Consider the following 13,263-nt stretch of genomic DNA (forward strand, 5'->3'; position numbering starts at 1 on the left):
CCCGAAGAAGGAGGGGGAGACGGATGGCACGCATCGGGGAGAGCGCCGATCTGCTCAAGTGTTCCTTCTGTGGCAAGAGCCAGAAGCAGGTTCAGCAGCTGATCGCCGGTCCTGGCGTGTACATCTGCGACGAGTGCGTCGAGCTCTGCAACGAGATCATCGAGGAGCGGCTCGCCGAGGCGGGCGAGGAAGCGTCGGGTGAGTTCGACCTCCCGAAACCGAAGGAGATCTTCGGCTTCCTCGAGGAGTACGTCATCGGCCAGGAGCAGGCGAAGCGCGCCCTGGCCGTCGCCGTCTACAACCACTACAAGCGGGTGCGGGCCAAGCAGACCCTCACCTCCGCCGACGCGATGGACGACGTCGAGATCGCCAAGTCGAACATCCTGCTGATCGGCCCCACCGGCTGCGGCAAGACCTACCTGGCCCAGACGCTCGCGCGCCGCCTCAACGTGCCGTTCGCGGTCGCCGACGCCACGGCACTGACGGAGGCCGGCTACGTCGGCGAGGATGTCGAGAACATCCTGCTGAAGCTCATCCAGGCCGCCGACTACGACGTCAAGCGCGCCGAGACCGGCATCATCTACATCGACGAGGTCGACAAGATCGCCCGCAAGGCCGAGAACCCGTCGATCACGCGCGACGTCTCCGGCGAGGGCGTGCAGCAGGCGCTGCTCAAGATCCTGGAGGGCACCGTCGCCTCCGTCCCGCCGCAGGGCGGCCGCAAGCACCCGCACCAGGAGTTCATCCAGATCGACACGACGAACGTGCTGTTCATCGTGGCCGGCGCCTTCGCCGGGCTGGAGGACATCATCTCCTCGCGTGCGGGCAAGAAGGGCATCGGCTTCGGCGCCCCGCTGCACTCCAAGGGCGACGACATCAACCTCTTCTCCGAGGTGCTGCCGGAGGACCTGCACAAGTTCGGCCTCATCCCCGAGTTCATCGGCCGCCTCCCGGTCGTGACCACGGTCACGCCGCTCGACCAGGACGCGCTCATGCAGATCCTGACCGTGCCGAAGAACGCGCTCGTGCGGCAGTATCAGCGCATGTTCGAGCTCGACGGCGTGCAGCTCGAGTTCGAGCACTCCGCCCTGGAGTCCATCGCCGACCTCGCGGTGCTCCGCAAGACCGGCGCCCGCGGCCTCCGCGCGATCATGGAGGAGGTGCTCGGCCCGATCATGTTCGAGGTGCCGTCCAGCTCCGAGGTCGCCCGGGTCGTCGTCACCAGGGAGGCCGTGCTCGAGAACGCGGCTCCGACTATCGTCCCGCACCGCCCGCGGCGCGAGGAGAAGTCGGCGTAAGCGTCGCCGGCTTGATCAGGAACTCGGGCGCCTTGGTCACCATCAGCCACGCCGGAAGAACGGCGAGCGACAGCATGGGCAGCACGAGCAGGTTCTGAGTGACGGCGACGCCGATGAAGATGGCGATCCAGCCGTCCCGGGTGACCGCGAGAGTGATTCCGAAGACCCCCGCGGCGACCGCGACGGGAAGCGGGATCCCCGGCACCAGGGCGACGGCGAGGGTCCCGATCGCGGCGCCGATGAACACGGCGGGGAACACGCGGCCGCCGCGGAAGCCCGCGCTGGCCGCCACGAGCAGCGCCGCCAGCTTGACCACGATGATCAGCACGAGCTGCCCCGTCGGATAGTCGGCGCGGTTCACGACGAGCGTGCCCATCTGCTCCAGGCCCTTGAACAGGGTGATCGGGCCGCCGAGCGCGCCGAGCAGACCGAGCACGACACCACCGGCGAGCGTGATGAGCAGCGGGTGCCGCAGAGCGTGGAACGCGCGGTGGACCCACGGGAACAGCACGGCGCCGAGCAGGCCGACCGCGGTGGACAGCACCCCGATGATGAGGGCGGCCAGCACATCCCACCCGGTGATCTGCGTGTACGCCGGCATCGGGATCCCGAAGTGCGGGTGCGCGAGCAGCGTCATGGTCAGCGAGCCGGCAGCAGCCGAGACGAGCGGCAGGAAGAGCTTGTCCCACAGCGCGCCGCCGCCCTTCACCGCGGCGACGACGCCCGTGAAGACCAGCGCCGCGGCCACCGGGGTGCCGAAGAGCGCTCCGATCGTGCCGGCGGCGGCCATCAGCATGACCACGCGTGAGGGGACGGCCTTCCACAACCGGCCGACCAGCGCGACCAGGAGGCTGACGTTGATGGCGATGATCGGGTTCTCGGGCCCGAGGCTCACGCCGCCGGCCAGGCCGAGCACCGCCGCCAGAGCGAGCGACGGCACGGCGCCGACCTTCAGCGGGGTGGAGACCAGGTCGGTCGTCGCGGAGTCCGGCCCGGCGTGGCCGGGGACGAGCCAGACGGTCAGCCCGACCGCGAGGCCTGTGACGGTGAGGATCAGGAAGATCCACCATCCCGACGACGGGTCGATCCCGAGCGTGTGGGGGAGCGAGGTCCAGACGCCGTCGTCGATGACGGCGGCCAGCTCGTCGACCGCCCAGAGCGTGAGCGCGCTGATCACGCCGATGACAACCGCGGGTATGGACAGCAGGAGCAGCGACCGCACACTCGGCGCGGCCAACTCCGGTTCCGGTGCCGTCGAGGTCATACTGCCCCCTTCTCGCGTTGCGCTCAGGTTAGAGGGCGGCGCGGGAAGGGGGCTAGGTGCAGATCGTGGCCCGGCGGCTCAGCCGTCGAGGCCGCGGCGCTTCAGCAGCGGTTCGATCACGGCGTCACGGCCGCGGAAGTCACGGTACGCCTCCAGCGGGTCCTTCGAGCCTCCGACGCCGAGCAGGCGGCCGCGGAACCGGTCGCCGTTCTCGCGGCGGAGGCCGCCGTTCTCCTTGAACCACTCCACCGTGTCGGCGTCGAGCACCTCGCTCCAGATGTACGAGTAGTAGCCCGCGTCGTAGCCGCCGGAGAACGTGTGCGCGAAGTAGGTGCTCGCGTACCGCGGCGGCACGGCCGGGTTGTCGAGTCCGACCGCCGCGAGGGCCGCCGCCTCGAACGCGGCGACGTCGGTCACCGTGTCGTCGGCGGTGATGGCGTGCCAGGCCTGGTCGAGCAGGGCGGCGGCCAGGTACTCGCTCGTCGCGAAGCCCTCGTTGAACGACTCGGAGGCGTGCAGCCGGTCGATGAGCTCCTGCGGCATCCGCTCGCCGGTCTCGTGGTGCACCGCGTAGTTCGTGACGATCTCCGGCCACAGCATCCACATCTCGTTCACCTGGCTCGGGAACTCGACGAAGTCGCGGAAGACGTTGGTGCCGGCGAACTTGGGGTAGGTCACGCGCGCGAACAGGCCGTGGAGGGCGTGGCCGAACTCGTGGAACAGCGTGTTGGTCTCGTCGTAGGTGAGCAGGGTCGGCTCGCCGGCGGCCGGCTTCGGCACGTTGAGGTTGTTGACCACGACGGTCGGGTAGCCGAGCAGCTCGGACTGCGAGATCAGCGGGTTCATCCAGGCGCCGCCGCGCTTGGAGTCGCGCGTGTAGAGGTCGAGGAGGTACAGGCCGAGCCCGGAGCCGTCCTCGTTGCGCACCTCGAAGACGCGCGCGTCCGGGTGATAGGCGACCAGGTCGGGCCGCTCCTCGAAAGTGATGCCGTACAGGCTGGTGGCGGCGAAGAAGACGCCGTCGCGCAGCACGCGCTCCGCCTCGAAGTACGGCCGCATCGCGGCGAAGTCGACGTCGTATGTCGCCTGGCGGACGCTGTCCGTGAGCGTGGCCCAGTCCCAGCTCTCGACGGTCTCTCCCGAATCGAGCTGCTGCTGGAGGTCGGCCTGCTCGGTGCGCGCGTTGCGGGCGGCGGGAGGCGCGAGCCGGCCGAGCATGTCGGCGACGGCCTGCGGGGTCCGCGCCGTCTCGTCCGCCGTGACGAAGGCGGCGTGCGTGTCGAAGCCGAGCAGGCGGGCCCGCTCGGCGCGCAGGCGCGTGATCTCCAGCACCAGGTCGCGGTTGTCGTGCTCGCCGCCGCGGATGCCGCGGGAGCGGGAGGCCGCCATGATCCGCTCGCGGGAGCGGCGGTCGGTGAGGCTCGCGAGCCACGGGTGGCCGGTCGGCAGCACGAGGCTCACGACGTACTTGCCGTCCAGCCCGCGCTCGCGTGCTGCCTCGGCCGCGGCCGAGAGCTCACCCTCGCCCAGGCCGTCCAGCTCCTCGGCCGAGTCGAACACGACGGCGAGGTCGTTGGTGTCGGCGAGCAGGTTCTTCTCGAAACGCGTCGTGAGCGTGGAGAGGCGCTGGTTGTAGTCCCGCAGGCGCTCCTTCTGCTCGTCGTCGAGCCCGGCGCCGGCGAGGGTGAACTCGGTGAAGTAGCGCTCGATCAGGTACACGCCCTCCGGGTCGAGCCCGAGGTCGTGGCGCCGCTCGTGCAGCGACTGGAGGCGCGCGTAGAGCGCGGGGTTCAGCCGGATGGCGTCCTGGTGCGCGGAGAGCAGGGGAGCGATCTCCTCCTCCAGCGCGTTGGTGAAGTCGGTGCTGTCGGACGAGCTCTTGTTGAAGAACACCTCGGCGACGCGCTGCAGCACCTGCCCGGAGCGCTCCAGCGCGAGCATCGTGTTCTCGAAGGTCGGCTCGTCCGGGGAGGACTCGATCGCCTCGACCTCGGCCAGCTGCTCCGCGAAGCCCTGCTCGAAGGCGGGACGGTAGTGCTCGTCGCGGATGTCGGCGAACGGCGGGAGCTGGTAGGGGAGCGGGCTGGGCGAGAGGAAAGGGTTCGAGGAGTCGGCCATGCCCTCAGCCTAGGGGCACCGAAATATTCATCCAGCGCGCCGCGGCGGCGGTCGGGGCCGAACCTAGGATTGCAGCATGAAGATTGTCGATCGCTACATGCACGGTCATCACGAGAGCGTCCTCCGATCCCACGAGTGGCGGAATCTGGCCAACTCCGGCGCCTATTTCGCCGGCCTCCTCCGGCCGGGGATGACCGTGCTCGACGTCGGAAGCGGCCCGGGCACCCTCACGTTCGACATCGCCGCGCGGGTGGCGCCCGGCACGGTGATCGGCGTCGACCGGAGTGCCGACATCGTCGAGCACGCGACCGAGGCCGCGTCCCGGCGCGGTGCGGCGGGAGTGTCGTTCGCGGTGGGCGACGCGTACGCGCTCGACTTCCCCGACGACTCCTTCGACGTGGTCCACGCGCATCAGGTTCTCCAGCATCTGTCGGACCCGATGGCGGCGCTGCGGGAGTTCCGCCGGGTCGTGCGCCCCGGCGGCTTCGTCGTCGCGCGCGACGTGGACTGGGGCGGCACCATGTGGGCGCCGCTGCTCCCCGGCCTGGCCGAGTGGATGCGGATCACCCAGGCCGTGCAGCGCGGCAACGGCGGCGAGCCCTTCGCCGGCCGGTTCCTGCGCACCTGGGCGCTCGACGCGGGCTTCGCGGATGTGACGAGCTCCGCGTCGGTGTGGTGCTTCGCGTCCGACGAGGAGCGGCGCTGGTGGGGCGGGCTCTGGAGCGAGCGGGTGACGGAGTCCGACTGGGGCGCGCAGGCGCGGGAGGCGGGCGTGGGGGCGGACACGCTCGACACGGTCTCCCGGGCCTGGCTGGAGTGGGCCGCCGACGCGTCGGGCTGGTACGGGATGCCGCACGGGGAGATCATCGCGCGCGGCTGAGCGGGGCGCTTGCGAAGACTCTCTTGCAAAGAGTCGATTGCAAACAAGCAATTGCAAAGAAGTGCTTGCAAAGAACTCTTTGCATGGCTACTCTGGACTCATGTCCACCGATGACCCCACCGCCGAGAACCCGAACGCGGCCGACGAGTACGAGCCGCACTTCGAGTCCCTCGGCATGCCCGCACTGCGGGCGCTCGCGCACCCGCTGCGCGTCGAGATCATGAACGAGCTGTCCGACTTCGGCCCGGCCACGGCCTCCATGCTGGCGGAACGGCTGGGGGAGTCGAGCGGGGCCACCAGCTACCACCTCCGGCAGCTCGCCAAGCACGGCATCCTCGTCGAGGACACCGAGCGCGGCAGCGGCCGTGAGCGCTGGTGGCGGATGGCGCCGGGCGGCGTCACCATCGGCGGCCCGGAGACGCTGGAGACGCCGGCCGGCCGCGAGGTCACCGAGCAGATCTCGCTGAGCTGGGCGCAGAACAACGAGCGCCGGCTCAACGCGTACCTCCGCCGCGGAATCGACACGTTCGGGACGGAGTGGGTGGAGGCCGCCGCCCTGTCGACGTCGCACCTGGAGGTCACCCGCGAGCAGCTCGCCGAGTTCGGCACCGAGTACTACAAGCTGCTCAACCGCCTCAAGGAGAAGTGGAAGACCGAGCCGACCGGCGAGCGCAAGCGCATCCAGGCGCAGTTCAACGCGTTCCCGCTGGTCGAGCAGGAGCACCGGGCGGAGAGCACAACGGAGGTCCGGCCATGACCTCCCCGACGACGGCGAAGTCGCGCCTCGGGCACGGCTTCGGCCGCCTCTGGAGCGCCGCCATCGCGAGCAACCTCGCCGACGGCATCGGCCGCACCGCGGTCCCGCTGATCGCCACCACGCTGACCCACGACCCCGCGCTCATCGCCGGGCTGACCGCCGTGACCTTCCTGCCCTGGCTGCTGTTCGGCATCCCGGCCGGGATGCTGCTCGACCGCGTGGACCGCCGGGCGGCGATGGCCGTCGCCAACGGCATTCGCTTCGCCGTGGCCGCCGTCGTGGCGCTGCTCATCGCGACGGACGCGCTGACCATCTGGAGCCTGTACGCCTGCGTGCTGGCCTTCGGGCTCGGCGAGACGGTGTTCGACAACGCGACCACCACGGTCACGCCGAGCCTGGTGACCCGCGATCAGCTCGACCGCGCGAACGGGCGGATGCAGTCCGCCGAGATCGTGGTGCAGAACTTCATCGCCACGCCGATCGCCGGCTTCCTGTTCGCCGCCGCCATCGCGCTGCCGCTCTGGCTGACCGGCGCCGGCTTCCTCGTCTCCGTGCTGCTCGTCCTCACCATCCCGGTGGCGGCGGCGCGTGCGCACATGCTCGGCGGGGAGGGCGGGGAGGCCGCCCCTCGCCCGCGGATGGGCGCCGTCGTCCGCTTCCTCTGGGACGACCGCTTCCTGCGCAAGATGATCGTGCTCACCTCGATCACCGCCTCCGCGCTGGCGTTCGCGCAGGGCAGCGTCGTGCTGCTGCTCCTGCAGACCTACTCGCTGCCGCCCTCGATGGTCGGCGTCGTCACCGCGGTGGTCGGCGCCGGTGCGCTCGTCGGCGCGCTGAGCGCCAGCGGGTTCGTGACCCGGTTCGGCCGTGGCCGCGTGATGTACGTCGCAATGCTGCTCGGCGGCCTCGGCCTCCTCGGCGTCGGGCTCACCGGCAACATGGTGGCCGGCATCCTCGCCTACGCGCTCGGCGCCTTCGGCGTCGCGGTGTGGAACGTCCCGTGGGGCGCGCTGCGGCAGGCGATCGTGCCCGGCGCCATCCTCGGTCGGGCGATGGGGATCGTCCGCACCATCGGCTGGGGACTGACGCCGATCGCCACGGTGCTCGGCGGCTTCGTCGCCCGGATCGACCTCCGTCTGCCGTTCCTCATCGGCGGCGTGGTCGTGGTGGTGCTCGCCCTGATCGCCACGCGCCTCCTGCTCAGCGCCGGCCGCTACGGCCAGTCGGCTGTGACCTCAACAGCAGAGACCTCGACAGCAGAGACCTCGACAGCAGAGACCTCAACACCAGAAGTTCAAACCATCCCGGAAGGAACCGCATCATGACCGCCATCGCCCTGCCCGTGCACCGGCCGTTCAGCCACCGCGCAGCACTCCGGCTCGGTCGGGCCCTCACCGCGTGGGGGATGCGCCAGCCGGCCCGTCACCATCGTCACGCCGAGCTCGTCGCGACCGTCGAGCAGACCCGCGACCGGGCCGCGCGCACGCTGCCGCAGCTCCCGCGCTGACCCGCTGTCGCTGACCCGCTACGCCTCGTCGTAGTCCGAGGGCTCGGTCTCGACCACCTGCGTGATCGTGGCCGAGTCCTCGTGCGCGTTGTAGCGGATGATCGTGCCGTCGTCGAGCTCGACGACCGGGTTGCCCTCCAGCCAGGTCAGCGTCCAGCGCCAGCCCGCGGTCTCGATGTCGGTGGCGGCCAGCTCCTCCTCGACGGTGGAGACGGCGTAGGTCACGACTTCGGGGAGGTTCGCGGGCGGGGTCTCGCCCACGGCCCAGCGGGTTCCGAGCTGCATCAGGCGGTCTCGGCGTTCTGGGCGGCGGCGAGGTCGATCTCGTAGGTGACCCACGCGGTCTTGCTCGCGACGGAGTCGTAGACGCGCTGGGCGTCGGCGTTGTCCGTCGCGGTGATCCACTGAACGACGCCGAGGCGGCGCTCCTCCGCGAGGGCGCGTACGGCCGCGATGAGCTGGTGGCCGACGCCCTTGCTGCGCTCGTCCTCCAGCACGTAGAGGTCGTCGAGGAAGAGCCCGCGGTCGCCTTCCAGCGGCCGGGCGAACTCGCGCACGTTGGCGAGGCCGACGATGCGGTCGCCGTCCACGGCCACCAAGCCCTGCTCCTCGTGGTCGGGGTCGCTGAGCCAGGACCACAGGACGAGAGCCCTCTGGTCGGTCAGCTCGGTGTCGTAGAACTCCGCGTACTTCGCGTACAGGTCCAACCAGGCGAAGAAGTCGCCATCCTTGACCGGCCGAACTACCGTCGACATCAGCCCCTCCGTTCGCCTTGCTCCCCGGCTCGAGAGTCCGGGAGTCGTATCGACCCTATCGCGGACCCGTTCAGGGAACGAGATCGTAGGTGACCCACTTCGTCTTCTCCGCCATCCGATCGTAGAGGCGGCGGGCCGTCTGGTTGTCCTTCGCGGTGATCCAGCGGACCACGGACAGCCCGCGCTCCTGGGCCAGGCTGCGGAGCTTTTCGAGGAGTGCGGTGCCCGCGCCCTCGCCTCGCGCGTCCGGGAGGACGAACAAGTCGTCCAGGTAGAGACCGGTACTGCCGTCGAGTGGGCGGGCGAACTCGCGCACGTGGGCCAGGCCGATCGGGGCGCCCTCCGCGTCGACCGCGAAGTAGGCCTCGAGGCTGTTCTCCGTGTCGGTGATCCAGCTCCACACGAGGAGGGCCTTCTCGTCCGTCACGGGGGTCTCGTAGAACTCGCCGTACCCGGCGTAGAGGTCGAGCCAGGTGAAGAACTCGTTGTCCTCCACGCGCCGAACGTCAGCCGTCATCGTTCCTCCTCGCTCAGCGTCTGCGCAAGGAGGATATCGGTCACTTCGAGCGTGTCGGCGGCTACGAAACGCAGTTCTGCGATTCTGCCCACCGAAGCCAGGTCGGCGGAGGCCGACTCGATGGCCGCCAGCTCGTCGGTCGGCGCGCCGATGACGGCCGAGTCGACGGGGGTGCGCTGGGAGGCCTTGGCGGCCGTCTTGGCTCCGCGGATGCCGGTCAGGGCGCGGCCGACGACGGTGAGGACCGCACGGGTGTCGGCCCAGTTCCCGTTGTCTCCGGTGCCGGCGACCTCTCCGGCCTGCGGCCAGGGCGCGAGGTGCACGGATCCGGTCTCCGACCAGCTCCACGCCTCCTCGGACGCGAACGGCAGCACAGGCGCGAACAGGCGCAGGAACGCCGACAGGGCCGTGCGGAGGGCGACCACCGCGGAGACCTGGGCGGCGTTGTGCTCGCCGTAGGCACGCTCCTTGACCAGCTCCAGGTAGTCGTCGCAGAACGTCCAGAAGAACGTCTCGGCCGTCTCCAGCGCGCGGGCGTGGTCGTAGTTCTCGAGCGCGGTGGTGGCGTCGGTGACCACGTCGGCGAGCTGCTGCAGCATGCTGCGGTCGAGCGGCGCTGTCACCTGGGCGAGGTCGAGCGACTCCGGGGCGTCGAAGCCGTGGATGAACTTCGCCGCGTTGAGCAGCTTGATCGCCAGGCGGCGGCCGATCTTGATCTGGGTGGGGTTCTGCGGGTCGAAGGACGCGTCGGTGCCGAGCCGCGACGAGGCAGCCCAGTAGCGCACGGCGTCGGAGCCGTGCTTCTCCAGGATGTCGGCCGGCGTGACGACGTTGCCCTTGGACTTGGACATCTTCTTGCGGTCGGGGTCCACGATGAACCCGGAGATCGCGGCGTTGGACCACGGCGCGACGCCGTGCTCGAGCTGCGAGCGCAGCACCGTCGAGAACAGCCAGGTGCGGATGATGTCCTGGCCCTGCGGGCGCAGGTCGAACGGGTAGACCGTCTGGAACAGCTCGGGGTCGTCCACCCAGCCGCCCGCGAGCTGCGGGGTGAGCGAGGAGGTCATCCAGGTGTCCATCACGTCGTGCTCGCCGACGAAGCCGCCTGCCTGCCCGCGCTGCGACTCCTGGAACCCGGGCGCTGCGTCGGAGGACGGGTCGACAGGGAGGCTGTCCTCCGCCGGCAGGATCGGCTGGTCGAACAGCGGGTTGCCCACGCCGTCGAGCGGGTACCAGACCGGGATCGGCACGCCGAAGAAGCGCTGGCGCGAGATGAGCCAGTCGCCGGTGAGGCCGTTGACCCAGTTCTCGTAGCGGATGCGCATGAAGTCGGGGTGCCAGTCGAGGCTGCGGCCGAGCTCGATGAGGCGTTCGCGCAGCTTCTCGTCGCGGGCGCCGTTCTTGACGTACCACTGGCGGGTCGAGACGATCTCGAGCGGCTTGTCGCCCTTCTCGAAGAACTTGACCGGGTGCTGGATGGGCTTCGGCTCGCCGACCATGTCGCCGGAGACGCGCAGCAGCTCCACGACGGCCTGCTTGGCCGAGAACACGGTCTTGCCGGCGAGCTGGGCGTAGGCCTCGCGGCCCTCGTGGCTCTCGATCGCCGCGGGCGGCTCGGTCTGGATGCGGCCGTCGAAGCCGATGATCGCCCGGTTCGGGAGGTCGAGCTCCCGCCACCAGGTCACGTCGGTGATGTCGCCGAAGGTGCAGATCATGGCGATGCCGGTGCCCTTGTCGGGCTGGGCGAGGTGGTGCGCGACCACGGGCACATCGACGCCGAACACGGGGGTCCGCACGGTCGTGCCGAACAGCGGCTGGTAGCGCTCGTCGTCCGGGTGCGCCACGAGCGCCACGCACGCGGGCAGCAGCTCGGGACGGGTGGTCTCGATGTAGATCGGGCCGTCGGCGCCGTGGAAGCCGACGCGGTGGTAGGCGCTCGGCTGCTCGCGGTCCTCCAGCTCGGCCTGGGCGACGGCGGTGCGGAAGGTGATGTCCCAGAGCGTGGGGGCGAGCGCCTGGTAGGCCTCGCCGCGGGCGACGTTGCGGACGAATGCGAGCTGCGAGGTGTGCAGCGCCTCCCGGCCGATGGTCCGGTAGGTCTGCGACCAGTCGACGGACAGGCCGAGGGTGCGCCAGAGCGCCTCGAACTGCTTCTCGTCCTCCACGGTCAGTCGCTCGCACAGCTCGATGAAGTTGCGGCGGGAGATCGGCTTCTGGTCGGCCGCCTTGGCGCTCTTGTTGTCGCCGCCCTCGTACGGGGGCACGAACTCGGCCTCGTAGGGGAGCGACGGGTCGCAGCGCACGCCGTAGTAGTTCTGCACGCGCCGCTCGGTGGGCAGGCCGTTGTCGTCCCAGCCCATCGGGTAGAAGACGCGCTTGCCGCGCATCCGCTGGAAGCGGGCGACGATGTCGGTGTGCGTGTAGCTGAACACGTGCCCGATGTGGAGGGAGCCGGAGGCCGTGGGCGGCGGAGTGTCGATCGAGTAGATCGCGGCGCGGCCGGCGGCGAGGGCGCCGTCCCGATCGAATTCGAAGGTGCCGTCCTGCTGCCAGCGACCGCCCCAGACGGCCTCCAGGCCTTCGAGTGCTGGCTTGTCGGGCACGGGGTTCGCGGCGGTCATGGCTCTCCGATTCGATATGTGCGGCACCGTGTCAACGGGGTGCCTAAGTGTGTGGGTCGCGTTAAAGCGTACCGGAGCACGCCGAAGGGCACGTCGTTGTCACTTTCGGGCTCGAAAAGCGACAACAACGTGCCCTTCGCGGGTCAGGCGGCTGCGGCCTCCACGGCTTCGACGGACTGGGCGTCGGCGGTGCCCTCGTCGATGACCGGCCGGCGGCGGGGCGCCGCCCACGCGGCGACCAGCGTGATGACCGACATGACCGCGAGCACGACGCCCGGGTGCCACCAGGCGTTGTGGACGGCCTGCCCGAAGACGAGCGTCAGCGTGGGCACGAAGGAGGTGACCAGCGCGGCGACGCTGTACGCGACCGAGAGCGCGCTGTAGCGGATCGGGCTCGGGAACAGGTCGGACATCAGTCCGCCGAGGCCGGCCCACGACAGGGTGGGCAGGATTCCGCCGATGATCATGCTGGCCACGAGCACGCCGAATGACGCGCTCTGCAGCAGGAAGTACATCGGGAACGCGACGACGAGCGTGCCGATCGCGCCGATGGCGACGACGCGGGCCGAGCCGATCTTCGCGGCCCACAGCCCGAACAGCGGGATCGTGACGAGCTGGAGCAGCCCGCCGATCGTGGTCGCCACAAGCAGATCCTGGAACTTGAACCCGAGCACGGCGGTGCCGTAGTCGACCATGTAGGTGTTCATCAGCGAGTACGAGCCGATGCCGAGGACGGCGGCGCCGATCGCGATCACGAACGCGACAGGCGCCTTGGTGAAGACGTCGAGGACCGGGAAGCGGTCGCGACGGCCGGTCTCGACGAGCTTGCGGAACACCGGGGTCTCGTCGATCGACCAGCGCAGGTAGAGCGAGACCAGCAGCAGCGGGAAGGCCGTGAGGAACGGGATGCGCCAGCCCCACGAGGCGATGTCGGCCGGCGACATCGTCAGCGTCAGCACGATGAAGACGACGGCGCTGAGGATCGAGCCGACGGGGGAGCCGAGCTGGGGGAGTGCGGCGTAGAAGCCGCGGCGCTTCGGGTTGGCGTACTCGGTGGCCAGCAGGATGGAGCCGCCCCACTCGCCGCCGAGCGACAGGCCCTGCACGAGGCGCAGGACGATGAGGGCGACGCCGCCGAACCAGCCTGCGGCCGCATAGGTCGGCAGGAGGCCGACGAGGCCGGTGGAGATCCCCATCAGGAGGATCGTCATCAGCAGCACCGGCCGGCGGCCGATGCGGTCGCCCAGGTGGCCGAAGACCACAGCGCCGACCGGGCGGATCACGAAGCCCGCGGCGATGGCCAGGAAGCCGGCGAGCACGCCGCCGAACGCGCCCAGCGGGGTGAAGAACAGCGGGCCGACGAAGAAGGCGGCGAAGTACGCGTAGAGGTAGAAGTCGTACGATTCGAGGGAGGTCCCGACGAACGATGCGATGGCGACGCGGCGAGCGGTGCCCGGCGTGATGCCAGGGCGATCGGTCTCGTTGACCGCGAGCGTGGGGGTGGAGGTCACTGGTGTCCTTCTGACGGGGGTATTTGAACCGGGTC

At 70.0% G+C, this 13,263-nt stretch carries 12 protein-coding genes; 5 read left to right on the forward strand and 7 right to left on the reverse strand.

The window, feature by feature from the left end:
• The first annotated feature begins 23 nt into the window (after window positions 1-23).
• A complete protein-coding gene (gene clpX / locus ACFQ9V_RS11625) occupies window positions 24-1,298 on the forward strand; it encodes an ATP-dependent Clp protease ATP-binding subunit ClpX (RefSeq protein WP_382459308.1) in 1,275 nt (424 codons plus the stop codon).
• Here the strand turns inward: clpX and ACFQ9V_RS11630 are convergent.
• On the reverse strand, window positions 1,255-2,562 hold the full coding sequence (locus tag ACFQ9V_RS11630) for an ion channel protein (protein WP_382459309.1): 1,308 nt from the start codon (window positions 2,560-2,562) through the stop codon (window positions 1,255-1,257). The two genes, clpX and ACFQ9V_RS11630, sit on opposite strands and share 44 nt — an antisense overlap.
• Before the next feature lie 78 nt (window positions 2,563-2,640).
• On the reverse strand, window positions 2,641-4,680 hold the full coding sequence (locus tag ACFQ9V_RS11635; RefSeq protein WP_382459310.1) for a M3 family metallopeptidase: 2,040 nt from the start codon (window positions 4,678-4,680) through the stop codon (window positions 2,641-2,643).
• Between the two features lie 76 nt (window positions 4,681-4,756).
• Between ACFQ9V_RS11635 and ACFQ9V_RS11640 the strand changes: the two genes are divergently transcribed.
• From ACFQ9V_RS11640 to ACFQ9V_RS11655, 4 genes are all read left to right on the forward strand, one after another.
• Window positions 4,757-5,560, forward strand: a complete 804-nt coding sequence (locus tag ACFQ9V_RS11640) for a methyltransferase domain-containing protein (protein WP_382459311.1) — start codon at window positions 4,757-4,759, stop codon at window positions 5,558-5,560.
• 100 nt (window positions 5,561-5,660) lie between these two features.
• Window positions 5,661-6,317, forward strand: a complete 657-nt coding sequence (locus ACFQ9V_RS11645; protein ID WP_382459312.1) for an ArsR/SmtB family transcription factor — start codon at window positions 5,661-5,663, stop codon at window positions 6,315-6,317.
• The gene (locus tag ACFQ9V_RS11650) at window positions 6,314-7,642 is read left to right on the forward strand and encodes an MFS transporter (protein ID WP_382459313.1); all 1,329 of its coding nucleotides are present in this window, start codon (window positions 6,314-6,316) and stop codon (window positions 7,640-7,642) included. The genes ACFQ9V_RS11645 and ACFQ9V_RS11650 overlap by 4 nt, the downstream gene beginning before the upstream one ends.
• Window positions 7,639-7,824, forward strand: a complete 186-nt coding sequence (locus tag ACFQ9V_RS11655) for a hypothetical protein (RefSeq protein WP_382459314.1) — start codon at window positions 7,639-7,641, stop codon at window positions 7,822-7,824. The genes ACFQ9V_RS11650 and ACFQ9V_RS11655 overlap by 4 nt, the downstream gene beginning before the upstream one ends.
• Before the next feature lie 18 nt (window positions 7,825-7,842).
• Here the strand turns inward: ACFQ9V_RS11655 and ACFQ9V_RS11660 are convergent, their stop codons facing one another.
• From ACFQ9V_RS11660 to ACFQ9V_RS11680, 5 genes are all read right to left on the reverse strand, one after another.
• The gene (locus tag ACFQ9V_RS11660; protein WP_345839219.1) at window positions 7,843-8,109 is read right to left on the reverse strand and encodes a hypothetical protein; all 267 of its coding nucleotides are present in this window, start codon (window positions 8,107-8,109) and stop codon (window positions 7,843-7,845) included.
• Window positions 8,109-8,579, reverse strand: coding sequence for a GNAT family N-acetyltransferase (locus ACFQ9V_RS11665; RefSeq protein WP_382459315.1), 471 nt, complete (start codon window positions 8,577-8,579; stop codon window positions 8,109-8,111). The genes ACFQ9V_RS11660 and ACFQ9V_RS11665 overlap by 1 nt, the downstream gene beginning before the upstream one ends.
• Before the next feature lie 70 nt (window positions 8,580-8,649).
• Window positions 8,650-9,096 (reverse strand): GNAT family N-acetyltransferase, encoded by a 447-nt coding sequence (locus ACFQ9V_RS11670; RefSeq protein ID WP_382459316.1) that lies wholly within the window; start codon window positions 9,094-9,096, stop codon window positions 8,650-8,652.
• Complete coding sequence (valS, locus tag ACFQ9V_RS11675) at window positions 9,093-11,717, reverse strand: valine--tRNA ligase (protein WP_382459317.1); 2,625 nt, start codon at window positions 11,715-11,717, stop codon at window positions 9,093-9,095. The genes ACFQ9V_RS11670 and valS overlap by 4 nt, the downstream gene beginning before the upstream one ends.
• Window positions 11,718-11,860: 143 nt before the next feature.
• A complete protein-coding gene (locus ACFQ9V_RS11680; protein ID WP_382459318.1) occupies window positions 11,861-13,228 on the reverse strand; it encodes an MFS transporter in 1,368 nt (455 codons plus the stop codon).
• Window positions 13,229-13,263: the final 35 nt, after the last annotated feature.

The organism is Leifsonia sp. NPDC056665 (genome assembly GCF_042791795.1).
Taxonomy (GTDB): domain Bacteria; phylum Actinomycetota; class Actinomycetes; order Actinomycetales; family Microbacteriaceae; genus Leifsonia.